Source organism: Catalinimonas locisalis (assembly GCF_038039535.1).
Classification (GTDB): domain Bacteria; phylum Bacteroidota; class Bacteroidia; order Cytophagales; family Cyclobacteriaceae; genus Catalinimonas.
In genome coordinates, this window is sequence record NZ_JBBPHP010000017.1 from 58,298 (window position 1) to 83,858 (window position 25,561).

At 44.3% G+C, this 25,561-nt stretch carries 16 protein-coding genes; 7 read left to right on the forward strand and 9 right to left on the reverse strand.

Annotated features, from left to right (window positions below):
- Positions 1 to 40: 40 nt before the first annotated feature.
- From WJR50_RS19325 to WJR50_RS19365, 9 genes are all read right to left on the reverse strand, one after another.
- Complete coding sequence (locus tag WJR50_RS19325; protein ID WP_341294957.1) at positions 41 to 1,432, reverse strand: mandelate racemase/muconate lactonizing enzyme family protein; 1,392 nt, start codon at positions 1,430 to 1,432, stop codon at positions 41 to 43.
- 388 nt (positions 1,433 to 1,820) lie between these two features.
- Positions 1,821 to 3,245 carry a sulfatase family protein gene (locus WJR50_RS19330; RefSeq protein WP_341294958.1) on the reverse strand — a complete coding sequence of 475 codons (1,425 nt, stop codon included), beginning with the start codon at positions 3,243 to 3,245 and terminating at the stop codon, positions 1,821 to 1,823.
- 106 nt (positions 3,246 to 3,351) lie between these two features.
- A complete protein-coding gene (locus WJR50_RS19335) occupies positions 3,352 to 5,118 on the reverse strand; it encodes a PQQ-dependent sugar dehydrogenase (protein WP_445223478.1) in 1,767 nt (588 codons plus the stop codon).
- Positions 5,119 to 5,294: 176 nt separating this feature from the next.
- Entirely contained in the window at positions 5,295 to 5,747 is a 453-nt protein-coding gene (locus WJR50_RS19340; protein ID WP_341294959.1) for a hypothetical protein, read from the reverse strand.
- Between the two features lie 68 nt (positions 5,748 to 5,815).
- Complete coding sequence (locus tag WJR50_RS19345) at positions 5,816 to 6,280, reverse strand: lipocalin family protein (RefSeq protein WP_341294960.1); 465 nt, start codon at positions 6,278 to 6,280, stop codon at positions 5,816 to 5,818.
- Between the two features lie 152 nt (positions 6,281 to 6,432).
- Positions 6,433 to 8,490: a PKD domain-containing protein gene (locus WJR50_RS19350; protein ID WP_341294961.1), complete on the reverse strand. Its 2,058-nt coding sequence runs from the start codon at positions 8,488 to 8,490 to the stop codon at positions 6,433 to 6,435.
- Between the two features lie 345 nt (positions 8,491 to 8,835).
- The gene (locus WJR50_RS19355; RefSeq protein ID WP_341294962.1) at positions 8,836 to 9,483 is read right to left on the reverse strand and encodes a response regulator; all 648 of its coding nucleotides are present in this window, start codon (positions 9,481 to 9,483) and stop codon (positions 8,836 to 8,838) included.
- A gap of 144 nt (positions 9,484 to 9,627) precedes the next feature.
- Entirely contained in the window at positions 9,628 to 13,872 is a 4,245-nt protein-coding gene (locus WJR50_RS19360) for an AAA family ATPase (protein WP_341294963.1), read from the reverse strand.
- 13 nt (positions 13,873 to 13,885) lie between these two features.
- Positions 13,886 to 14,698 (reverse strand): alpha/beta fold hydrolase, encoded by an 813-nt coding sequence (locus WJR50_RS19365; RefSeq protein ID WP_341294964.1) that lies wholly within the window; start codon positions 14,696 to 14,698, stop codon positions 13,886 to 13,888.
- Between the two features lie 411 nt (positions 14,699 to 15,109).
- Here WJR50_RS19365 and WJR50_RS19370 point away from each other — a divergent pair, with 411 nt between their 5' ends.
- The 7 genes from WJR50_RS19370 (at position 15,110) to WJR50_RS19400 (ending at position 25,561) form a co-directional block, all read left to right on the forward strand.
- Positions 15,110 to 15,868, forward strand: a complete 759-nt coding sequence (locus WJR50_RS19370) for a hypothetical protein (RefSeq protein ID WP_341294965.1) — start codon at positions 15,110 to 15,112, stop codon at positions 15,866 to 15,868.
- A gap of 146 nt (positions 15,869 to 16,014) precedes the next feature.
- Positions 16,015 to 17,955, forward strand: coding sequence for a beta-helix domain-containing protein (locus tag WJR50_RS19375; RefSeq protein ID WP_341294966.1), 1,941 nt, complete (start codon positions 16,015 to 16,017; stop codon positions 17,953 to 17,955).
- A 5-nt stretch (positions 17,956 to 17,960) separates the two neighbouring features.
- Positions 17,961 to 18,521, forward strand: coding sequence for a cupin domain-containing protein (locus tag WJR50_RS19380; RefSeq protein WP_341294967.1), 561 nt, complete (start codon positions 17,961 to 17,963; stop codon positions 18,519 to 18,521).
- 183 nt (positions 18,522 to 18,704) lie between these two features.
- On the forward strand, positions 18,705 to 19,928 hold the full coding sequence (locus WJR50_RS19385) for an acyltransferase family protein (protein WP_341294968.1): 1,224 nt from the start codon (positions 18,705 to 18,707) through the stop codon (positions 19,926 to 19,928).
- Positions 19,929 to 20,068: 140 nt separating this feature from the next.
- Positions 20,069 to 20,767: an RNA polymerase sigma factor gene (locus WJR50_RS19390; protein WP_341294969.1), complete on the forward strand. Its 699-nt coding sequence runs from the start codon at positions 20,069 to 20,071 to the stop codon at positions 20,765 to 20,767.
- 204 nt (positions 20,768 to 20,971) lie between these two features.
- The gene (locus tag WJR50_RS19395; protein ID WP_341294970.1) at positions 20,972 to 22,036 is read left to right on the forward strand and encodes a FecR domain-containing protein; all 1,065 of its coding nucleotides are present in this window, start codon (positions 20,972 to 20,974) and stop codon (positions 22,034 to 22,036) included.
- 93 nt (positions 22,037 to 22,129) lie between these two features.
- On the forward strand, positions 22,130 to 25,561 hold the full coding sequence (locus WJR50_RS19400) for a SusC/RagA family TonB-linked outer membrane protein (protein WP_341294971.1): 3,432 nt from the start codon (positions 22,130 to 22,132) through the stop codon (positions 25,559 to 25,561).

The following is a 25,561-nucleotide window of genomic DNA, read 5'->3' on the forward strand; positions in this document are numbered from 1 at the left end:
ATCTGGCAGATTTTTGAAATCTGCCAGATTAAAGTTTGTATCAACTCCAGAGCCGGTCCCAGGCACGGATTTCATTCCATTCTGGAGTGGGAGCAAAGAGCTTTTCGCCTTCCACCAGAAATTCTTTCACCACATCTTCATTCAGTTCTACCCCGATACCCGGCTTTTCAGGTACCTTCACATAACCATCCTGTACGATGGGTTTTTCTATGCCGGTCACCAGATCTTCCCACTGAGGTTTGTCTACCGCATGGTGTTCCAGCCACTTAAAGTTTTCAGTAGCGGCTGCGCTATGTACACATCCCAGAAAAGAAACTGGTCCTGCCGCATGATGGTGCATAAATCCTATGCCATGCTGCGAGGCATAGTCGCCAATGCGCTTGGTTTCCAGTATACCGCCGGCAGTATTAGGGTCAGGGTGTACAATGTCTACTGCCCGCTTGTCTATCAGTTCTTTGAAGCCACCTTCCAGGCAATAGATGTCTTCTCCGGTCTGTGTTGGTGTAGTAGAGGAAGTGGTGATTTCGCGCCATTGGTCGGTATACTGCCAGGGAATAATATCCTCTATGTAAGCCAGGTTATAGGGTTCGGCAGCCCGGGCAATTTTGATAGCTTCGTTGACCCCAAAGTGTCCCCAGTGATCGGTGCCCATCGGAATTTCGTAGCCGATCTGTGAACGCATCACATCCAGAAATTCCATGAGCTTATCAATTCCTTTGTCAGTAATCTGCACATTGGTAAATGGGTGCTCAGTCAGGTTGTACTTCTTATATTCATACTTGTAAGGGTCTAGTTTGCCTTCCGGAGCATTGATCACTGCGCCGGGCACATCTTTGATCAGATTGATACCGATATCCATCTTCAATGCCGTATAGCCCTTGTCAATTCTTTCCTGCATACGCTTAGCGTATTCTTGAGGGTCAGATGAAGTAGTAGTATCGCAGTAGACGCGCACTCTGTCGCGGTACTTTCCACCCAACATCTGATAGACTGGTACATTGTAGGCTTTACCTGCCAAATCCCAAAGTGCCATTTCTACCCCGGATACGCCACCGCCCTGTCTGCCATGATGACCAAACTGCTTGATGATTTTAAACAACCGCTCCACATTGCAGGGATTTTCTCCCAGGATACGGCTCTTCAGAAAGAGGGCATACTCTTTGGCTGCGCCATCCCTCACATCACCATGACCTATGATGCCCTGATTGGTATAGATGCGTACAATAGGGGTTCGGAACACCACATCGCTGATCTCAGCAATGCGCATGTCCGTGATTTTTAATTCGGTAGGAGCGGAATAGCGGTTTACATTCTGGGTGGAATACTCTAATACTTCCTCAATAGGAGATGCTGTAAATGCTGCCAGGCTAAGGCCGCCCAGGCTGGCCTGCTTCATAAAGTCGCGCCGATCATTTTTTTTCTGTTCTTTCATAGTGTAGGTTTTGTATAAGTATGGAAATAGAAAACATATCAGAAAGACTGAACAGGCCTATACAGCTATTCAGAACAAATAATTGCCAGCACAATGTCACTACCTCATTCTCTTATCACCTGCTGTAAAGTAATATCACAAAAAATAAAGCTGCTACTGAATACTTCGGAGGTTTGGTACAATGACTGTTGATGCACTTTACCTTTACCCCACTCCCTTCTTAAGTATAAGAATCGGACGGTTTATTATGAGCATCTTCTAATTAACTAATTTTTTACTTTTTACAAAAGATAAGATGTATAGAGAATTTATGGAAATGATATCCTGAATAAAGAGGTAAGTATTGAGAAATTTATAATTTGCCAGATATAAAAAAACAGCCACCAATTTAACTGACGACTTTATCATAAGTGCTTTTGATATTCAGTGTATCATCCAGTTTCTTTTGTAGCTTCAGCAAATCTTTGAAAAGTCTTTTAATCTTCTTTTTGTAGGCAGGATCTTCTGCCAGGTTGTGCAGCTCTTTGGGGTCTTCTTCTACATTGTACAAAAGCACCTTATCAATTTCAGGATAGACGATGAGCTTAAGTCCATCTTTGCGAATCATACGCTGTTGTTCAATATAGCCTCCGTAAATAGATTTGTATTTGCTCTTTTCTTTCCTGCCGCGTGCCATATCCATGAGGCTATTGAACTCAACATACTTTGGCTTCTTGATACCGGCCAACTCAAGTCCACTGGCCATCACATCCTGTAGATACACATCAGCTTCAACTTTTTTACCTTCAGGAATATCAGGACCTAGTACCATCAGGGGAACGCGTATGCTATGGTCAAACATATTCTGTTTACCTATCAGGCCATGCTCTCCACAGGCCAGCCCGTGGTCAGCAGTAAAGAAGATATAGGTGTTGTCCTGCTTTCCGCTTTTTTCTAGTGCTTCCAGTATCTGGCGAATTTGCTCATCCATATGGGTGATGAGGGCATAGTATTCCTTCCGGTGTACCTGCACCGCGTATTCGGTACGGGGAAAGGGGGCAAGGCGCTCATCTCTTAAGGTTCTGCCACTTCCCATAGCCTCGTTGTAAGGGTATTCGGGCATAAAGTTTTCGGGCACCTTCACTTCATCTACCGGGTATTTATCCACGTATTCCTTAGGCGACTGCCGCGGATCGTGGGCAGCGTTAAAAGCCAGGTACATAAAAAATGGTTCTTCTTTCCGGGTGGCATCTTCAATAAATGTAAGGGCATCATTGCGCAGCACTTCGCTCCAATGTGTGCCTCCCTCCCAGAAACCGCCAAACTTTTTGTCCCAGGGCTGCCATGCTTTGTCATCTCTGCTTTTGGGACGATTGTAAGCTTCTTCGGTATCCTTTGGCATGCCCGGTCTGATATGGTGGGTAGTCATGAACAGATCTGGTGCAGGAGCAGCGACATGCCATTTGCCACTCATGTAGGTATTGTAGCCTGCTTTTTCCATCAGTTTGGGCCAGGTTTCATCCTGTTTTTTGCCTGCTTTTAATTCATCATCCAGGGCATGCGCCCTCCATACCGACCTGCCGGTGATCATCATCGCCCGGGAAGCCATACACACCGCGCCATTCCAAGCACCCATATTGTAGGCATGGGTAAAAGTTGCCCCTTCATTCACTAATTTATCCAAAGTTGGAGTAATCACTTCCTCATTTCCCAGCGCATGAATGGTGGAAAAAGCCTGATCATCAGCAAAAATGAAAATGATGTTGGGTTTTTCCTGTGCATAGACGTGGAAATGAAAAATGGTTAAGGTGAAGACAATGATGATGCTTTTCATAGGTTGTTTGTAGTTTAATAGAGTGTTATGGTTTTATAGTTCTCAGTGTTATAGTTAGAGAAATCAATAGAACTATAATACCAGGTCTTGGCGGTACACTATCTCGCTATTCCATAGCTGAAATATAGCTGCCTGCTACATTGATGACTTTCCAGACTTTGCCATCGGCTTTGGTAAAAATATAAAACTCTTCTTCTGCACCAATGCCAAACCGCAGGTCTACACGTTTATTGTCAGTTACTTCTCTGAAGTTAGTTTCCTGTCCGTTAAACTGGAGTCCTAGTTCTTTAATTTCAGCCTGCTGGCCTAATTCCAGCTGATCACTTTCTACATAAAAAAGCCTGCCTGTCACGATGTCTCCAAAAATATATTTGCCATTGAGTTGGGGAACCAGATCGCCGCGGTAGACAAAGCCTCCCGAAATGGCGCTGCCCTCATCATGATCATACTGGGCTACCGGGTAGGTGTAACCTAAAGATGTATCGTCTTGCGGGAGCGGATAAGGATGATCTATATTACCTTCAGGATGAATCAGGAAAGTTCCTTCACGGCTACCCCAGCCATAGTTGGCTCCGGCTACGCCTATGTAGATGGATTCAATGTTGCGCTGCCCAATATTGGTAATCAGCATATCGTGATCTCCCCCCATATCCCAGGAGATGCGGTGCGGATTACGAAAACCATAAGCCCAAATCTCTTTCAGCACCTCAGGCTTTTGGTCATTGACAAAAGGATTATCATCAGGAATTCCATACTGACCATTTTTACTGTTATTGCCTCTGGGATCAATGCGGATAACAGTACCCCAGAAACGTTCTTTGCTTTCGCACAGAAAAGGGTAGCCTGCCAGTACAGCTCCCCCATCTCCTGTGCCCATATAGAGCATACCGTAGTCATCATCTCCAGGTACTGCCAGCGGATTGAAGGTAATCTCCTGTACCCCATGGATACCACCCACCATATTGGCTCGTAATAATTCTCGGCTACTTCCTGAAAACGTATTGGCCTTTGGGTTCTCCATTTTCCATTCGCTAAGTACCCACTGCAAAGTAACTTTGATACTGTCATCATAAGCAAAGTCAGCGGGATCAGAGCCGGGCGGTTCGGTATGGGTAGTGTAGAAAATTCCATTCTGCTCAAAGTCAGGATGGAAGGCAAAGCTACCTAAACCAGTGCCCAGCCCAGGCTTGCTGATGAAGTTAGGTTGTTCTTTTCTAATGTCCAGAAAAGTATGAAATGTGTTGTCTTTTAGTTCGTAGAGTATCCCATTCAGATCATGGATAAACATACGTTCCTGTCCGCCAGTGTTGAGGGTAAGTAGTTTGTTGATACGTGCCAGAGGTGGATCCTGGGCAGTGGCCGGTGCCTGGGCTACTTCCTCAATGACCAGACTTAGTCCGGACGCCTTGATCTTTTCGGGAATAGGATCTTTCAGAAAAGAGCTATCAGCCATTTCAGTTGATGTTAGTTGCTGTTGATGGGTATGCAGATATCCCATAATGGCTTCTACCTCTGTACTGTCTAATGCAGTAAAGGGAGGCATATAAGTTTGGTATTCTTCATAAAGCTGAACTGCCCTTGGGTCTCCCTGCTCTATCATTTCCGGGGCATTGCGGATGAAGTGAAATAGCCAATCAGGGTGAGTTTCCTGGGTGATACCGGAAAGCTCGGGGCCAATAGCGCGTTGCCGGAAATTGTGGCAAGAGGAGCAGTTGTCCTGAAAAAGCTGCTCCCCCTGAGCAATCATTTGCGGGTCAGTAGTGATCGCATTTTGGGCAGACTTATTATTTTGATTGGAGCATCTGTACAATAAGCTTCCACACAGGAAGACGCTAAACAGATAAGTTGTTGTTGAGAGTAGGTATTTTTTCAAAAACATCCCCCAATCTATCAAAGAAAATGTTTAGAAGGGAAGAAAATTGTGCTAAACTTAGCAAAGTGTTATGGTTCCTGACCGGAGCAGCGGAGAGCCAATGGTTATAGTAATGCTGACTATGTAAGGCAGTGAAACCATGCTGACCTTAGCAGTCTGTAACGCTTACAACACAGCTACTGTGCAAGTTTGTGCGTCATTTCCAGCCAGTCAAACGCAGTGGTAGCTTCCTGAAAGATAGTAATGGTAGTATCCTGCTGCATGGTATGTTCCATTTTATTCAGACTAATATGGTTGAACAGGTTGAAGCGGGATATGTAGATAACCTGGTAAATGCAGTACTCATTGAGCCGGATCAGTTCCAGGGCATGCGGCCAGGTAATGTCATCGGCAGGAAAAGGCTGACCGTTGGGAACTTCAATGATGAAAGCAAAAATAGGGAAAGGCTGGTTTTTCTGAGCGTACCACTCTTCTATTTGCTGATAATAGTAAGGGATGAGGTGAGAAGTTTTGGGCGTTTGCTTAAAGCGCTGATACAAGCAACGAATATCCCCGATCCACAGCGTTTCGCAGTAAGCATCCTGATAAACCAGCTGTAGCGAATCAATCATATGGAAGGGGATATTCATAAATTAGCCTGTATGAGAATTGAATTGGATTAATGAAAATCTTGTTTATTACTGATAGTTTTGGGCTATTATTTAGCTTCAAAGACGAATACGGGAACGAACTCAAGTGTATCTATCGTAAAAAGCTGATCCATTGCGAAAATGAGTTCATCTTCAGTGAGTTCTAGAATTTCTACCTCGTTGGGTCCTTCTTCGTCAGTAAAAGTGATTCTTGTTTCATCAGTATTAAATTTCCAGCTACCAGCAGAAGTTTGCTCTTCGTCTTCGCATACATCGCTACCTTCGTTCATTTCGTAGTTGCCCTGCTTACTAAATTTTAGAAAGTTGTCTTGGTAGCAAGGCATTTCTTCCGTAGCATCTACAGCTTCGCCTGATTCAACTTCTACCAAAAGAAATGCAGTGGTTTCCCAGGTTGGGTTGACAAGCATTTGTGTTTTGATGCTCAGGGGAGCTTCAGGTTCATCATCATCTTTTTCGCAGGCTGAAGCCAGTATCAGCGCGGATAACAGAAATATTGCATTTAACTTTTTCATGGGTTTGTGTTAATGTTGAGTGAATTATGATTAATAAATAATTGGGTTTGAAATGTAGAGTGCCTTTCAGTTAGCGCTTCCAGACACTCATTTAGTTATATATATTTTGTCAGTGGAAAAGTCCGAACCTTAAAATTTCAGTCTTCAACTTGTTAATACTTATAAAGATTACCCTGTGATAAGTCGTCAAAGACATTGCTGCTTTCTACATCATCATTGATGGTAGCACCCCAACCGGTTTCTACCGCTACGCCCCAGCCAGCGCCATGCGAGATCGCAGAGTTGGTCACGATCAGTTTACCGGGGCTGATAGCATCTACGGCAATATTGGCTTTGGTGCTGACCATGCCCGGCATATCGTTGCTGCCACCGTAGGACACTTGTGTGTAATCAAGTACGTTCATGCTATTGTTGGACTGTATCAGAATGCCTTTCCAGTACACTGACATGCCTGGGTTAATAGATGTGAAGGTGATGTAAGCATCTGCAGTACCTACTGCGTTCAGGTAACCTCCAGGGCTGATCTGCAACACCGCATCTAAACCGAATTTGAGCGTCACACCAGGATTTAACTTTAAGCCAGAGTGTACATTAACAGACTCAGGGATGAAGTAAGGAGTTCCATCTTCCAGGGCTACCCAGCTGGCTTCCTGTTCTATGTTCAGTGAAGCACCGTTGATCTCAATAGCAGCTTCTCCGTCAGAAGAGGTAGCAATCGCTGTAGAAGCCAGTTTACCTATTTCTTTGATTGGAAGCGAAGCAGGGATGGCATTTTCTTCAAAGAGGTTATTGTCAAACTGCCCAAGCACTGCGCCATTTTCTACATACAGTCCATAGGCTAAGCTACCGAATATGTAAGTGTTTTTCATGTTCAGGATAGTACTGTAATCGCTATCTACACTCACTGCTGCACTTTTTAGCAATCCGTAAGCAGGCTGTCCGTTACCGGCGTTGTAGATTTCTACATATTCCAGCAGGTTGTCGGGGCTAGAAGATTTGATGAGAAGCCCCCCCCATTTGAATCCGCCAGCAGGGGCAATATCCATGATGATAGGCTCAGTGTTGGTACCTTTGGCGTAGAGGTAACCTTCATTAAAAATTCTGAAGAACTTGTTTGGGTTGAAGCGAAGATGTGTGCCGGGCTCTAATCTTAAACCAGAACCAACGCTTACTTCTTCCACCAGTTTGTATACTGTACCATTGGAAAGGCTCACCCAGGTAACTTCTTCCTCTTCTTCCAGCGATGTACCCATCAGTTGCACATAGTTTAATTCCTCAGTTCTGGCTTCAATTCTGGAGTTAGCATCCATTTTGTGCGCCTGACTTACCGGTATTGTCACGTTCAGTCCTTCGTTGTTTCCAAAGTAATTATGCTCATAATCAATAATACCGTGTGTTTTGACAAAAAGGCCATTGTCCATAGCATATTCTACACTCGAGTGGGTCAGTTTGAGATAAGCCTCATCGTTTACACCAATGGCTGTAGGATGTTCAAAAGGATAAATGGCATCTCCAGCAGCATATTTTACTTCTGTATAGGTCATTTCATTATCCAGGCTGCTGCTCAAGAACATGATACCCGCCCAATAACCTTTCTCTTCTTCTTTTCCGGTAAAGGTGATCAACTGGGTTTCAGTGCCTTTGGCAATCAGTTTGCCATCAGCATTGATCTTCAGGCCTTTGTCTTCATCAAAAATGATGACCACTCCGGGTTCAATCGTCAGTTTGGCGTTGACCGCTACCATAGCGGTTACATGATAATCGGGCACAGCTGGATCTTCAAAAATATTTTCCAGTACGATCTCTTCTGTGATATCGCCATCAATAATAGTGGCGGTGGCAGTAGGAGTAGCACTAGCCTTGATAGTTACCTCATCGGTATCGCTGCCAGACTCATTGCTGATCTTGAGTTCAATCACATAGTCACCGGCTACGTCGGGGGTGAAAGTAGGCTTGGTCACGGTTTCATCGCTAAGCTCGGCCTCACTTTCGTCGGGCTGGGTTTTGAGGGTCCATTCGTAATCAAAAGTTTCACCATTGCCATCTTTGGAGGCTGATCCATCCAGCGTAACCAGCGTACCGACCTCTACCTGCTGATCAGCTCCGGCATTCGCTTCCAGTTTGTTTTCGGGTTTGGGCGTTTCTTCGTCTTCTTCACAGCTCATCATGATGAGGAAGAGCGGAAGTAACGCTAAGAGAATTTTTTTCATTTGAATCTGAGTTAATGTTAAGTTTTTCATTTGTCAGTTTTGACCTTACAAAGATGGAGAGCATAGCTGCTGCTTAGAATACCTTAGGAGGGGCATTTGTACTACCGTGTTCATGGTATTTAGATGGCGGGAAGACGGTAGGAATCTTTTCTAAGTATTGAAAATCAGATGGTTATGATCAAATGAAAATGTGGGAGTAGAAAACTCAGTATTTTCAGAGTAGGCCGAAAAAGAAAAGAGTGGACAGCTGATGCCATCCACTCTTTTTAGTGAAATTTTGGGTAAATGTATTGGTAATGGTTATAACATCCTATTCAGAAAATAGTCATGTATGACCCCTTCTCTTTATACCAACTGATGTTTAACGGCATATTTGTAGATGCCCAGAGAATTCCTGACTCCGATTTTTTTCATCAGGTTTTTTCGGTGAGTTTCTACGGTTTTGGGGCTGATGAACAATTGATCAGCGATTTCCTGGTTGGTGTTTTCAAGGGCAATCATGCGTAGAATCTCTTCTTCACGTTCGGTTAGGGTTACTTCGGAAGAGCGGGGAGTAGCATAGGAAGCAGGTCTGAGCATATCCTGGGCCAGTTGCTGCCCAACAGATTGACTCAGATAAAACTCTCCACTGGCTACTTTTTCCAAGGCAATCTGCAGTTCGGTCTTTCCGGTGTTTTTCAGGATGTAACCGCTAGCTCCTGCCTGCAAGATCTCTCGGATATTTTCCAGGTGATCGTCCATCGTCAGCACCACTACCTTGATGTGAGGGTAGCGCTCTCTGATCTCTTTGGTGACAAATTTACCATCACCATCTGCCATGTGTAAATCCACAATGACGACATCACAATGAGGATAGGAACGAAGTTTATCAAGTAGTTTTTTGCCGGAGGTTGCGGTGCCCAGCACCTTCACACCATCCATTTCGGCGAGTAGCGAATGCAGGCCATCTAAAAAGAGCTGATGGTCATCTGCGAGTAAGTAGTTTTTTACCATACATTTTATCAGGATGAAAAGCGAATGTCAAATTATAGGCCAAAGTAAAATATGGATTAAATTTCAAGAAACAGGCTTATTCAATGATTTTGAGTGTCCGTAAAAGAACAGTTTTGTGATCAGTAGCGTACACCTCGTACATTTTTATGAGCCATCATGGGGAATAAAAATGGTATAACTGGTGCCTTTACCAGAAGCCGAATGAACTTCAATTTTCCCTTTGAGTAAATGCACTCGCGAATGGATATTGCGCAGCCCCAGCCCTGATGTACTGATGTCTATGTCAAATCCTTTTCCATCATCTTTTACCGTGAGTAAAAGCCCCTCAGCAGTCCCTTCAAGGTCTAAAGTCAGATGACTTGCCTGTGCATGCTTCATCACATTGTGGACCAGCTCCTGCACTACACGGTAAACATTAATCATCAGCAAATCCGATAGTTCGTGGGGAACATCTGTATGGGTGAAGCGAATATCCAGCGCACTCACGGCTGCCTGTCGGCGCAGCAGTGTTTCCAGTACTTCCACTAATGTTTTGTGCTGTATGTCAGGAGGCATCAGGTTGTAAGCAATTCTACGGATCTCCTGGCAACTTTCATCCAGCAGCTGATTGGTGTTTTCAAACAGTTCAAATTTGCCGGTGATGTAATCTTCTATCTGGGAGAAATTAAGTTTCACCAAAGACAGCATTTGACCCAGATGATCGTGCAGTTCCTCAGCGATTCGTTTTCTCTCTTTTTCCTGCGCTTCCATCATAGCCTCTACTCTACGCTGCTGTTGCTGCTTAAGCTCAGCATTGAGCTGCTGCAGGTCCTCGTACATACCTGCGTGGCTCAGCGAAACCCCTGCCTGGCTATAAATCAGCTGAAGCACCGCATTTTCAAGTACTTGTGCGGGCTCCTGTACTCCCTCCAGATACACATAAGCCATCAGTTGCTGCTGGTACAGCACAGGCAAACCTACTGCCGACTCTACTTTATGATGGGTAAAATAAGCATGATCAGAATGACTGAGAGCGGTGTCTGTATTTTCTACCATGTCTCCTTTTGCCTGCCGGAGCATCTCATAGATGAAGTGGCGGGGAAGTTGTGACAAATACTGAGGGAGAGAAGTAGCAGGCATTTGCCAGTCTCCCCGTACATAATCCATCAGCACTTTCCATCCGGTAGCTTGCCGAAGCAGAAATACCCCCCGCTCAGCTTTCGTTCGTTGTACGCTAATTTGTAAAAGTGACTTTACCAGCTCAGTCAGTTGTAGTGACTGAGAAAGCTGCCGTATATCTTCGTAGACATTTGCCTTTTCTGACGATACTGTCTCGTGATAAAAAGGTACGCAGTTCAGTATATCAGGATAGCGATTGTATAGCCACTCTTTTTTTGCTTCTGCCTGCCAGCTCTCATAAAAGTGTAGTGCATCCTGTAAGTATCGGCCTGCCTTACGTTTTTTGCCCAAACTATAAAGGTAGTGCGCGGCAAGTTCTGAGGCCAAAGCTGCTACAGAGGTAAACGACTGTTTTTCTGCTTCTTCCTGTGCCTTATCGTAGTATTTCAGTGCCTGTTCCTGCTTTCCCTTGCATTTGGCAAGGCCCGCTTTGATCAGCCATACCTTGTGCTGAAAGTTTCCTGAGCGATAAGTAGCCAGTTGGACAAAATTGTTGAGCTTTCTTTCCACCTTTTCCTCCCAGTTCTCAGGGGGATTGAGTTTTCTGTAAGCCATCTCGGTCAAGATCAAAGCATAATAAAAATCATGCTCCATACCAATCTGAAAAGCCTCATACAACTGGTAAGTACTTTCACAGACCTGGGCATTCTTCAAAGCCTTGTCATACTGCTCGGTCATGAAATAGAGCTTGGCTTTGACCAGAGAGAAATGAAAGCGACAGTTGTTGTTGTATTTTGCTTCTTCAATCAATGAATGACTGAATACGAACCTGCCTTCGGTAAAACCAGCTTTTCTCCCGCTTAGATATTGTACAAAAGCAGTATGGCTGCGGTTGACAAAGTGTACATGCTGCTGGCGGAGGCTAGGCATGGCATACTCATGGCGCAGAAGAGGTGTCCCCAGATAAATCTCAAAGAGACGAGCATTGGTCATGCAGAAAACGGCATAGTTCAGGTCACCTTTTTCCAGAGAAAACTGTGTGACTTCATCAAGTTTCTGAACACTTTCAAGATAATGATGCTGCCAGTTGTAAAAATTAAGTGTAGCCAGATGATAAACGGCATGTCTTACATGCAGATAAGGCTCATGCTGAACCATTTCAAGGGCAATATTACCCAGATCTATGGCAGAAGACACTCCGTCTTTTTGCGCACTCATTGCCCACACTGATGAGGCAAAGAGGGCAGGGGTTACCGGCGTATAGCCTTTTTTCATACACAGATACAAACTGGCCAGCGCAATACACTTGGACTTGTGAATGTGTACAAAAAATACCAGTGGAAGGGCCTGCACCACAAAATGCATCATCGTCTGATAGGCCTGGTCCTCGTTGATAGAGTAATGCTTGATGGCTTCAATGCCCTTCTCACGCATTCTTTTCTTAATACGCATACAGAGTTTATGCATATACTGCTCAAAATCGCGATCAGGGATTTCAATACCGTATTGCTGAAGCACTTCTTCTGTGATCTGCATCCCTCTCTCCAGATATTCCGGAGCATTGCGAAGATTAGATAAAGCAATACAGATTTTTAGGCTGAGCGTGTAAGCATGCAGGCGCATCAAAAGGTCAGTCGTAGAAGCCAGTACCTCTTCTGTATGGGATAAAGCAGTCATGAAGTCCTGCAGGAGCAGCTCACACTCAGCAATCTCCAGAAGTATCTGTAAGCGCCACTGCTGATGATCGCTTAAATCCGGAAATATAGGAAGCTGGGCATATAATGGATGACTATTCTCAATAAACCTTTCTGAAGGCCAATGAATAAGGCAGTAGGAGAAGTATTGCCGGGCCTTGTCAAAGGCCATTTTTTTACGATACACTTTGGCACCCAGCCAGTTGGCATACCAGAGGGCATCCAGTTCTGCAGCAGATAACAGAGGTAGCGCAAGATTAAGATGATTCAGCATATCCAGAAACTGCGGATGTTTGCCCCACCACTCTACTGTTCTGTTCAGGTAAAGGGCATAGCGATAATGGATTTGTTGCTTTTCCTTCTCAGTAAGCAGAGATTCTGCCGCTGTAAACACATTGTCATGAATGAAAAAGTACTCCTTTTCATCGGTATGCAGCACCTTTTCTGCCTGTAACTCCACCAGTGCCTCTTTGATTTGCGCGGCAGGCTTGTCCATGAGCTGACTAAGCGAAACCTCTGAAAAAGAAAATCCCAGGCTGGCTCCTGTGCCCGCTATGGCTTTGCAGATAGCAGGCAGTTGGTTGAGACGACGAACAATCAGACGAATGGCATCCTGATTCTTTTGGATGCGGGGTAATTTATTCCAATTCAGTTTCAGTTGAATGCCTGCCTCAAACTTCACCATACCTTCCTTTTGTATCCAGGAGATAATTTCCTGGGCTGCAAAGGGGTTACCGGCACTGGCCTGATGAAAGTACTCCAGAAAGGCAGACTTCTCATCTTCAGCAATTGTCCATTCCTCAGGAACCAGCTGCTGTAAATCTTCAGCATTAAGCGGTAAAATTTCCCATTGGTTGAGCTTATGAAACATCTGTAATTTGGCGAGGTAGGGTTTTACCTCTTCATATAGCTCAGCACGATATGCGCCTATCATCTGAACATTGGGATGCTCATACAACTTGAGCAGGTCAGCCAGCAGGTTGAGCGTGGTAGTGTCTATCCACTGCCAGTCGTCCCAAAAGAAAATAAGTTTGTAGCCACTCTGGGTAATGGCTTGCAGCATCTTATGAAAGAAGTAGGCAAACTGCTGCCTGGCCTGATTACCATCGTGACTTGACCACACAGCAGCATCGGCGCGCCGGGGACCAACCAGCCATTCAAGTTCTTCCAGTATTTCGCTGATAATATAGCCCTGCTTACCCACCGCCTCCTGGATGTTGGCTCTGAGCCGCTGAAGTTCTTCATCGTTGAGATATAGCAGCTGGTTGACCCATTGGGCAAAACTTTGCCGAAGAATGGCATAAGGCTTTCGCATGACTGAGGTGCTTCCTTTGGCAGATAATACGAAAGTCCCTTCTCCTTTCACCTCACTCAGTGCATGACGAATCAGGCTGGTCTTACCGATACCGGCAGCACCGGAAATAAACAAAAGATTAATATCCTGCCGGGGCGGGTGCCGAAGTGCCTGTACGATTGCCTGTAGCTCTGAAGTTCTTCCGTAGAGCGAAGCATACTGTTCCTGGATTACATTAGAATGAAAGGAAGACGTTTTGTGATGAACAGCTTCTGACAGTCCTTCTTTCAGCATATTTTCCATGGCAGAAGATTTTTTAAGCAAAGTGCTCTTTTAACAAAGCATTGAAAAACGCTGCATTTTCATAAGATGCTAGATGGCCTGCCTGCGGAATGCCCACAATGGTACAAAGCTCATCCGCAAGCTGCAGAGTACCAAAATAGGCAGGGTTCACAATCTGCTCCTCCTCTCCGTAGGTAAGCAGTACAGGTACGAACGAAGAACGGATCAGTGCTACCTCATCCTGATACTGCCCTGTCAGGGTATTCTGGATGAAAGTAGTACGGGCAAGAGAATCAGTCTGTCGGTAGGTTTTAGGTACCAGGCTCCAGGCTTCACCTCCGGGACGTATCATGCTAAGACTTAGAGCCTCCAGGGCTTCTTCAGGAGCTTCTGCCTGAAACAGAATAGCTGCATGAGGATTAGGCAAAAAGGGCTGCCCCTGATCCCAGGGTTTTTGCAGGGGAGGAGTACCAATAGTCACTACCCCGCGACAAGTAAGCTCATTCAGGAAGGGCAGCAGTTCAAGAACCACATGGCCTCCCAGAGAATGGCCGATCAGTACAAAAGAAACTACTTTCTGCTGCTCCAGTAAACTCAGAAGTACCTGTCCATAGGCTGAAAAACTATAGCTACTCGCCGGATCAGCAGCTGGCTCAGATTGACCATGTCCCTGCAAGTCCAAAGCCAAAAGGTTGAAATGCTGCGCTAAGTCGCTATCAAATTGTGGCTTCCAGTATTGTGAGGATAAAGAATTGCCGTGGACAAATATCAGCGTAGTGGACTGACCGGAGTAGTGAGAAGTGACATGTATGCGCTCCTTCCCAAGCAGTAGCATGCTCTCTTGCATAGTGGAAAATTTGATAAATGTATGCAAAAGAAGAGTATGTTGGCTCCAAAAAGGTTGGAAAATTTTAGCCGAAAAGAAGCTTTTTATGCTACAGAGAAAGATTAAAGTAAAGTAGCCTAAAAGAAGGAGAATAACTACTTAAGTTGTAAAGAGATACGTTTGCTTCAGCGCTGAATGAGGTATCCTTATGAAGCAATGATGAATACATAAATCTATAAAGTAATATTACTTTAATAGCACAAATGATCTTTGTAATTTTTACTTCTGTAATTATCTCTGGTATTGAAAGTCAGCTTCAAAATACCGTGTAGACAGTAGATCATACACCCTCTATCGGGTATTCTTAAAGCGCTTTGTTCTTCTCACTTTTGTAGTGTGTCGTCTTAGGCGGCAACATTAACCCTCAAAAGTATGAAAACGATCAACTGGCTTTTTCTAAGCTTTATTCTATACATTACTGCCTGCACTACGCCTCAAATGTTGTTGCAGGAACCCCTCGCCAGCGAAGCTGCTCCTATGCCTGTAAAAGGCAGACAGGGCTGGCTCATTAACCAGAAGCTCTCTTTTGGCAACTACCAAACTGACAAAGTGCAGCGTGGCTGGACCTTTAGCTATGGTATAGACTTGTTCTTGACTGAGCTGCAAGGTGCGCAGCAGAAATTTAGTTTTACGCTGGAAGATGAGAAAGGACAACGCTATACGGTGATGAGTGCGCATCAGCTTAGTGGAGTTGTGATTCCTGTGGATCGCTTTACGCCTAAAGCTAAGCCTGCTGTGCATGAGCTACTTTCTTTTACCGTACAGACGAAGGACATGATGGCTGCTACACTTTATGACCATCAGCAGCAGGAGCACTGGCATATGCTGATGATGCACACCGATGATTTCCGGAAGGACGGGAAGTATGTGGGCCTACTCAGTAGTGAAGCCACCACTCCGATTCAGATTGTGCCGGTGCGTAAACTTGCCGAGCAAAAAAGCTGGGGTGGTGATATTGTAGGTTTTGATTTTCAACAGGATGGCCACTCGCTGGCAGCAGTAGAACTGCTAAACCAGGGGCGTGTTTGGATCAATAGTGCTTTGCCGGATGACATGCAGTCTTTACTGGCTGCTGCCTGTGCCACACTTTTGCTACAGCAGGAAATTGAATTGCCCTCCGAACAGATATAGTAGTGCGATAGTGTTAGGGTACGATGGTGTTATAGTTTTTTAATGAAGGTTTAAATATGCTCATTTAAATCATAACACCAAGAACCATAACACTCCAACACTATCGCACTATAATACCCTAATATAGATTAACCCAAATTGACAAAATGAAACGCCTTTTTTATGTATGTTTCTGCCTGTGGGCGCTATCCTTCCTGCTGAGTTGTCAGGAAGGGGATGAAAATGAAAACCCGCAGCCAGTATCCCAGCTCAAAGCAGTGGCTGGAGAAGACCAGGAAGTGGAAATCAACACTTTGGTTATGCTGGATGGATCAGCTTCAGCGGATGGAAAAAACAAACCCCATCATTATGCCTGGGTAATTAAAAGTAAACCGGAAGCCAGTGAGGCAGCAATAGAAAATGAAAATAAAACACAGGCTTCTTTTACGCCTGATGTAGCCGGTGATTATGTCGTTGAACTCAAAGTCTACAACATCATCGGCAGCGAGCATGCGGATGAAGTGAAAATTACAGCCAAAACTTCTACTGCGGAACCGGTTCAGGTGATCATTAGTGAAGATATTGAGAGTGAAAAGATATTATCCGACATTTTCACTGATCCTGCCAAAGCTGATTATCTGGTAACGGACTTGATCGCCGTGAAAGCAGGCTTAATAATAGAGCCCGGTGTCATCATCGCTTTTGAAGCCAATCAGGGAATGGTGGTTACTTCTTCCGGCTACCTGAAGGCAATGGGTACAGTCAATGATTCCATTAAGTTTACCGGAAAAGAAAAGACCGAAGGCTACTGGAAAGGAATAGTATTTAATTCTCCCAGAGAAGAAAATGAGCTGAACTATACTGAAATTTCTTACGGTGGTGGAGAAGCACTACCCGGTATGGAAGCTGCCGCAAACCTGGCGCTGGATGGTGAGGCATATGGCTTTGTCAAGCTGAATCATACAGCAGTTACCCATAGTAAGCAATATGGTTTGTATGCTGAAAAAGGTTCTGACATGGAAATGGAAAGCAGTATCTTCCTGGGCAATGATATTCCTATCGCTATTCCGCTGGATTTGGCTCTCAAGCTGAATGCTAATTCAGAACTGGATCAGTCTAACCATAATCCTCGTATAGAAATTACTGAAGGCACAGTACCAGCCTTAGAAGCTGTAACAGTAAGCAGGTTTGCCGGGGCAATGGAATACCTGATCAGCCAAAATGTAGAGATTTATGGAGGCTTACATATAGAAGCAGGAGTTAATCTGACTTTCGGGCAGGATAAGAGTCTGATAGTAAAAGAGCAGGGCTACATTTCTGCCAAAGGAAGCTTCTCTAATCCGGTCATTTTCACCAGTGCAGATCAGCAGCACGGACACTGGGCCGGTATTTTGATTCAGTCTGCGAATGATCAGAACGAACTGGATCACATTGACCTGACCCGCGCGGGAAGTACCTTCTTACCTGGTATTCCGGTATATAGTGGGATAGCGCTGGAAGGCGATACACAGGCCAAACTCAAACTGACCAACAGCTTTGTGGGCTATAATGTAGGAGATGCATTGCACGTAGAGCCAGGAGCCTGGCTAAGCAGCACAAACAATCAGATCATTGATGCTCAGGGTGATGAACTTCCTGAAATTTTAAGAGGAAGCTGGCTGGATAGCTGGAGTTTTCAGAACAGCTATATCATTGACGATAAATTTTATGATACCAGCACGGGCCTATGGTTTAGGGGTGCTGTGAGCCCCTGGGATATGGACCCACGTCCGGGTACAGGTTTTACTATTCTGGAAAATGGTGAATTTGTGTGGAATTATGGGCTGAGCACAGGAGTAGGCGGGTGCCAATCTTATACCGTGGAGTTTCTGCTAGGTGAAGTGAATACTGAGGGTAATACAATGATCTTTGAGCCTTCGGTACGCCGGAGGAAATACCATAGCACCTGCGAGCCTTCGCTTAACTTTGATCGGGATGAATCTACCGAAGCCTTTGCAGTGGCCTACGAAATTACTCAGGAGACCAGCGAACTGGGCAGCACCGTATTGAAACTTACCCTGCATCATGATAATGGTGCTTACACCGAGTATTACAGACTTAAGCAGTAAAAATTATGATGATCATTTCAGACGCCCGTACGATAGAAAATCCGCTGATTGGCGATCAGGTCAGGTTGATTGAGTCCTGTGCAGAAAGCGGAGGTAAGCACACTTGGGTAGAAGTGCTATTGGCTCCTAAAGGAGGAAATGATATGCACTACCACACTTCCTTTAGCGAAACCTTTGAAGTGTTGGAAGGCACTTTGGGAGTAGATATAGAGCAAGAAAAACTTCAGCTTCGGACAGGCGAAATTCATACGGTAATGCCCGGAGAGTTGCACCGTTTTTATAACCCTTCGGATACAGAAGCTGTAAGATTTACAGTAAAACTTACTCCTGGACATATTGGTTTTGAGCATACCTTACAGGTAGTTTACGGGCTTTGCAGAGATGGTAAAGTAAACCGTAAAGGTATTCCCAAAAACTTTTATCACCTGGCGCTTATTTTCACTTGGGGCGATACCAATATCCCGGGCTTACTGAGTTATATCACTCCACTATTAAAATGGGTAGCTAGAAGGGCTGGCCGCAAAGGAATAGCGCAATCACTGATTGATCAGTATTGCCATTGGTAAACAATCTGGTAGTTAAGTTTAGCCTTCTGTTTTGCTACACTATAATGTAGTATTTGCAGAAGGCTTTTTTATGCTGAGCCCAAACATAAGCGCCTGATCAGGTACTGAAAAGCCAAATATTTTTGTATTTTTTGAGATGAAGGACACAAGTCTGGATTTTCCTTAAAAACAACAACCTAACTAATGGCAAAACTTGATCTCTCAGCATTCTGGTCTTCTTTTTCAGCCCACCTGATGAATACTGGAAGTACAGCAGAAAGTACTACTGTAGCTCCTGCTTCCAAAAAAACGGTTCCACCAATAGCCGCAGAGAAGCCCAGGAGGCTGCTTTCTATTGATGCGCTCCGCGGTTTTGATATGCTGTTCATTTCCGGTGCCGGTACTTTTCTGATGTTGCTGGAAGGTAAAACGGGTTGGGCCTGGGTAGACACGATTGCCCTTCAAATGGAGCATCCTGCCTGGCATGGTTTTACCTTTTACGACTTTATCTTTCCGCTCTTCCTGTTTATTGCAGGCGTTTCTCTGCCGTTTTCGCTGAACAAAGGTTTATCGCTGGGCATGGGTAAAGCAGAGATTTATCAGAAAGCTTTTCGCCGTATGCTTATCCTGATAGCGCTGGGTATTTTATACAAAAATGCTCCCATCCCTTTTTTTGAGCCTTCGGAGATTCGCCTGGGCAGTGTGCTGGGAAGAATAGGCTTCGCGGGTTTTGTGACAACAGTTCTTTACCTTAACTTTTCTTTTCGGGCAAGATTGGGCTGGGTAGGAGGAATATTACTGCTTTATTATGCTGCGCTCTTTCTCATTCCTGTGCCCGGTTATGGTGCCGGAGATCTTTCCTTTGAAGGTAATCTGGTAGGCTGGTTTGACCGCACATTTCTGCCCGGCAGATTATTACAGGGAACTTACGATGAGTTAGGGCTACTTACCCAATTTCCTGCCCTCTGTCTGACAGTGCTGGGCGCTGCTGCCGGGGATATTTTGCGCAGACAACAAAAGGATCATAATAAGCTACAGTTACTGCTGATTTCAGGAATTATAGGGGTAGCCTTGGGCCTGGTATGGAGTCTACATTTTCCAATCAACAAGCATTTGTGGACCAGCTCATTTATCCTGCTTACCGGAGGAATGGCCTTTTTGGTCTTAGGCTTGTTTTTCTGGGTGATTGATATTCTCAAATTCCAGAAGTGGGCTTTCTTTTTCAAGGTAATAGGCATGAACTCCCTTACCATCTATTTAGCCTATCGCTTCATTGATTTTGGTAGTACCTCTCGTTTGCTTTTTGGGGGTATATATGCTCCTGCTCCTGAAGACTGGTATCCTGTATTTCAGGCGCTGGGTGCTTTGGCACTGGTCTGGTTATTCCTATATTTCCTTTATCGGAATAAGTTATTCTTGAAGGTTTAAATTTTACTAATGGAAAATATGTGTTTAATATTTCCAAATAATACAGCTAATTTGAGTGCTAATATTGAGAATTATTGATTTTTTAAATTTGTGATTGCCAGGGATTTAAATTAAATATGTAAAAGAAGGAAGAAAACTGCATGGAAAATAAAGATGATAAGCCCTCCGCAGCAAGCGATACTTTGGTAAATCCATGTTTACCAGGGGAGGCTTATGATCAAATTTCAGACGCACAATTATGGGAACTTTTTAAGGCCAGTGATAAAAGGGCTTTTGATATCATATATGACCGGCTCTTCCGGCCGTTGTGTGGATACGGAGATAAAATATGTGCAGATAAGAGCTTGGTAGAAGATGTCATACAAGACTTATTTATCAGCCTCTGGACCCGCAGAGGACATTTGGGAAGCACAGATTCTATAAAGTTTTATCTCTTTCGCTGCCTCAGGAGGATGCTGATTCGCAGAATACAGCAGGAGGAAAAAAGAAGCAGTGCATATTCCTCTGCTTCAAGAACAAACTTTCAGCTTGAACTATCAGCCAAAGCCCATTCTACCGCTATTTCTGAAGAAGAGGAAGAAAGAAAGCGGATACTTAGTAAGGCATTATATAAGCTCACCGATAGGCAAAGAGAAGCGGTCTATCTGAAATTTTATAATAACCTCACCTTCCAGGAAGTAGCCGAAGTGATGGAGATAGAAGTAAGGTCAGTTTATAATTTGATCGGACGAACGATTGATATCTTAAGAGCGGACTTCAAAAATAAGCACAGTAGTACTGAGGTGATTTCTCTTTCTTTCATTTTTGCTATGCTGGCTGTCTCCTTTGAGTATGCATAAACAGCCCATCATTATAATTTTTACATTTCACTTCTACTAAATTTTGATTTGTTTTCTTGAAAATGCACTAATAAAAGGCCTCTTTCTTTGCTTGGGATGTATTTCTCAAAATAATTGAAAAAATTATAGTGTAAAATCCGGACTTGCTGTCTTTGCTTAGTAAACAGCGCTTTTCAGTAGTGGAGAAGCCATAAATGCTAAGCAATGCCTAACCAACAATATTCTGCTAAAGACTTTCTTTTGGATGAGCATTTTCATCAATGGGTAAAGTCTCCTACACCAGAAAACAACAACTATTGGCAGGAGTTTACCCGCCTGCATCCTGAAGCAAAGCAGGAAATGGAAGAAGCGCGTGCCATCGTCATGCAACTTGATTTCCAGGAGCCTAAACGGTCGGCAGACACAAAAGCTAAAGTCAAAGCAAAGATTGAAAGTGCCATTCAGGAAAGTGATGAGCCTGTGTTGTCAGGAAAGGAGCTGCAGTTCCAACTTTATAAAGCAGAAAAATTATCTAACAAAGCCTGGTATAGCATAGCAGCAGTTGTAAGTGCACTTATTCTTTTGGCAGGTATTTATTTTATGCTTCTGCCTCCCCTTGAAGTCACTAAGTACAATACAGCTTATGGAGAGACCAAGAGACTCCTGCTTCCCGACTCTTCACTTGTTATACTGAATGCAAATTCATCCCTCAGCCTGGAGGAAGGCAATTGGGGAACTGTTGCTGAGCGGGTAGTATGGCTGGAAGGAGAGGCATTTTTTGAAGTAGAGGAGAAGAAAACATCCTCCGGTGAGCCCTCCAAATTCATCGTACATAGCGGAAGTGTGAATGTAGAAGTGCTGGGAACAGCATTTAATATCAATAATCGCCATCAGGAGACGAAAGTGGTACTGAGTTCGGGAAGTGTAAAACTAAACCTGCAGCAAACCCCAGGAAGTGCTGAAAGAGAAATCATGATGGAACCGGGTGACATGGTAGCGGTAAGTAAAGTCAAGCGTGAAGTAGTGAAAAAAGTGGTGGATACTGCTCAGTACACTGCCTGGAAAGAAAACAAACTGATCTTTGAGCATACCCCCATCGCAGAAATCATTCAACTTATAGAAGATAATTACGGCATGAAGGTAAGCTTAATGTCCTCTGGCCTGTTAGAACGAGAGTTTACCGGTGCTGCTCCGGCAGATAATCTGGATATTCTACTAGTCAAAATGTCTGTAGTGTACAACCTAAACATTGATAGAAATGGGAAAGAAATAATCATCAGAGACAAGTAAAAAAGCAGAAGCCTTTCCTTGGCAGACAGCAACTCGCAAGTAGAAGGCTTACTGAAAAATTGAAATGAATCAACCACTAAAGTACAACAACTTATGAAACTATTCTTACGATCATCGCACAGTCTTTTGCTGTCATGCGTCATTTTACTGGTTCCGCTGGTAAAACAGTTGCAGGCACAGACACTTGCAGCCCATACCGGTACACCAACTAACTCGCAGCCAAACAATCCTTACCAGGGTGAGGAACAAGAGCTTTCCACGGTATTATCAAAGTTGTCTGAAAAATTTGGAACGGAGTTCAATTACGATTCTGAGACCGTTCAGCATAAAAAAGTCACCCAAAAAGTACTGAAAACTATAGAAAAAGAAGATCTGGAAAGCAGTTTGCAGATTTTGCTTGCTCCTCTGGGACTTGACTTTAAGAAGTTTGAAGACGCCTCCTATGCTATTTATCCTCAGCAGGAAAAGCAGAGCATACAGAAGGTTGAAAGAAAATCCAGCACATCAGATATTTTATATCAAGACGAAAGCAGTAGTAAGCAGGATGGCCTGGTCTCTTCCCGAAAAAGAGCTGTCATGTTAGATCAACATGTTAAAGTGCTGGAACAAACTATAAGCGGAAAAGTGACAGATGGAGAATCGGGAGATCCTCTGCCAGGAGTAAATGTGCTTGCCAAAGGCACTACCACAGGTACCGTGACCGATGTAGAGGGAAATTACCGGCTCACTGTGAATGACAATATCAGTACACTCGTATATTCTTCTATCGGTTATCAAACAGAAGAGGTAGAAATCAATGGACGAAGTGTAATTGACCTGACTTTGATGCCCGATATTCAGTCTTTATCCGAAGTTGTTGTCGTTGGTTATGGTACCCAAAAGAAAAGCGATCTTACCGGGGCTATTTCTTCTATTTCCAGTGAATCGCTGGCTGAAACACCGGCAAGTAATGTGCTTGAGCAGTCCCAAGGCAGGCTGGCAGGTGTAGATATTGTAAGAGCGAATGGTTCGCCAGGATCTCCGGTGCAAATCAGGGTTCGGGGAAACCGCTCTATCAATGCAAGTAATGAGCCTCTTTATGTCATTGATGGAATCCCTACCACCGCGGGAATTAATAATTTTAACCCGAATGATATAGCCTCCATGGAGGTTTTAAAGGACGCAAGTGCTGTGGCAATCTACGGTTCCAGAGGTGCCAATGGCGTAGTGCTGATCACCACAAAAAAAGGACAGGCCGGTAAGGCGGTAGTTAGCTATGACGGATACTATGGAGTGAAGCAGCCAGTAGAAAATCTGAACCTGATGAACGCCCAGCAATTTACCGAGTACTCCCGGATATCCCGGGGTATTGATCCAAACGACGCCAGCCAGGACGATACTTTCTTCAGTGATATAGAAATTGAGAATTTACAGAATGGTGTTGACACGGATTGGTTAGGACTGGTACTCCAGGATGGTACCCAACAGGATCATCAGGTATCGGTAAGCGGAGGAAGTGAAAATGTTACCTATTATCTCTCAGGTTCATATTACAATGAAGAAGGCATTATACAGAACAGCGATTTTAACCGCTATGCTTTCCGGGCAAATATAGAGGCGAAGCTATCAGAAAAGCTGAAAATCGGTTTAAGCTCTACAGTAGCCAGAAACCTAAGAAACCAGATGTCAAACGCACCATATAATGCTGCCCTTAGGTTTTCTCCCCTGATTGAACCTTATGGTGAAGAAGGTGAATTTGACCCTTACCCTAATCCCAGAGAGGGTTTGTTGGCACACCCACTGTTGAATTATCAGCCTCTGCAATATGTAGACGAAACCAAAAGTTACAGAGTTTTTGCCAATATTTATGCGGAATATCAGATACTGGATGGCTTATCTTACCGTCTGAACTATGGGCCTGACTATAATTCGGTTAGGCGAGGAAGATACAATGGTTCACTAGGTGGCAGTATCAATAGTGCTTCAGTAAGGAACAGAACGGATTTTGCCTATACATTAGAAAATATTTTGAGCTATGACAAGCAGTTTGGAGACCATGCGATTAATGTTGTAGGATTGTTCAGTGTGCAGGAGAGCGAAGCTGAATTTTCGCAAACCAATGTTCAGGATATTCCTATAGAAAAGTCCGGCTTCAATAATCTGGGTAGTGCCGCCACCATCACAGGGGTTGCTGACTCCTTAGGCAATTGGGGACTACTATCCTATATGGGAAGGATAAATTATCGTTTAAAGGAAAAGTATTTATTCACATTAACCGGTAGGGCCGATGGTTCCTCGCGCCTGGCAGAGGGCAATAAGTGGGCATTTTTCCCGGCAGTTTCTGCGGGTTGGATCATCAGTGAAGAAGATTTTCTTTCTGTTTCCTCCATTTCTTTCCTCAAACTCAGGGCAGGCTATGGTGAAGTGGGTAATACGGCCATTGACCCTTTTCAAACCCTGGGAGGTTTGGCGCGAACGATTTATGTCTTTGGTGATAATCAGGGCTTTGGTTTTGGGCAGAACCAGATTTCCAATCCTGATCTTGGCTGGGAGATATCCAAAACTACTAATTTTGGTCTGGACTATGGCTTACTGGAAGACAGGATTACCGGTTCAATAGAATATTATATCACCAATACAGAAAACCTCCTTTTGGAAAGGCTCATTCCCATTACATCCGGCTTTTCATCTATTCTTCAGAACATTGGAGCTACCCGCAACAGCGGTTGGGAGTTTAACCTGAATGCCAATGTGATCAACAGCAATGGAGGGTTTACCTGGGATGTCAACCTGAATGCTTTCTCAAATAATGAAGAGATTGTGGAACTGTTTGAAGGACAAAGTGATGATGTAGGAAACCGCTGGTTTATTGGAGAGCCTATCAATGTGTTTTACAGCTTTAAGCAGAATGGTATCTGGCAAAGTGATGAAGCTACCGAGGCTGAAGAGCAGGGTCAGTTTCCCGGAGATATCAGAATAGCGGATGTGAATGGTAGAGATGAAAACGGAGAACTCACGGATCAGCCGGATGGTGTTATCAACTCAGACGACAGAACAATACTTGGTTCTGATGTGCCTGACTGGAGTGGTGGCATGACCAACCGCTTTAGCTACAAAGGTTTTGACCTCTCTTTTCTGGTGTATGCCCGTCAGGGACAATGGCTCCGCAGTGACTATCATGACCTGGGGGGAAACAACTGGCAGGGAAGGTACAATAGCCTGAACCTTGACTATTGGACCGTAAACAATCCTACGAATGCTTATCCATTACCCGATGCGGGGGAAGCCCCGCTCTATTCTGATGCGGTAAGATATTTTGATGGCTCTTTTGTCAAGATTAAAAACATCACGCTGGGCTATAATTTTCAAAATGACTTTATCAGTCGCGTAGGCTTATCGTCTCTGAGGCTTTACACCACTGTAAATAATGCGATAACGTTTTCGGATTATGACTGGGTAGACCCTGAAACTTCCAATGGTATAGTAGGGGCAGGGAGTCCTTTGACAACAGCGACCTACATTTTTGGTGTCAACCTTAAATTTTAA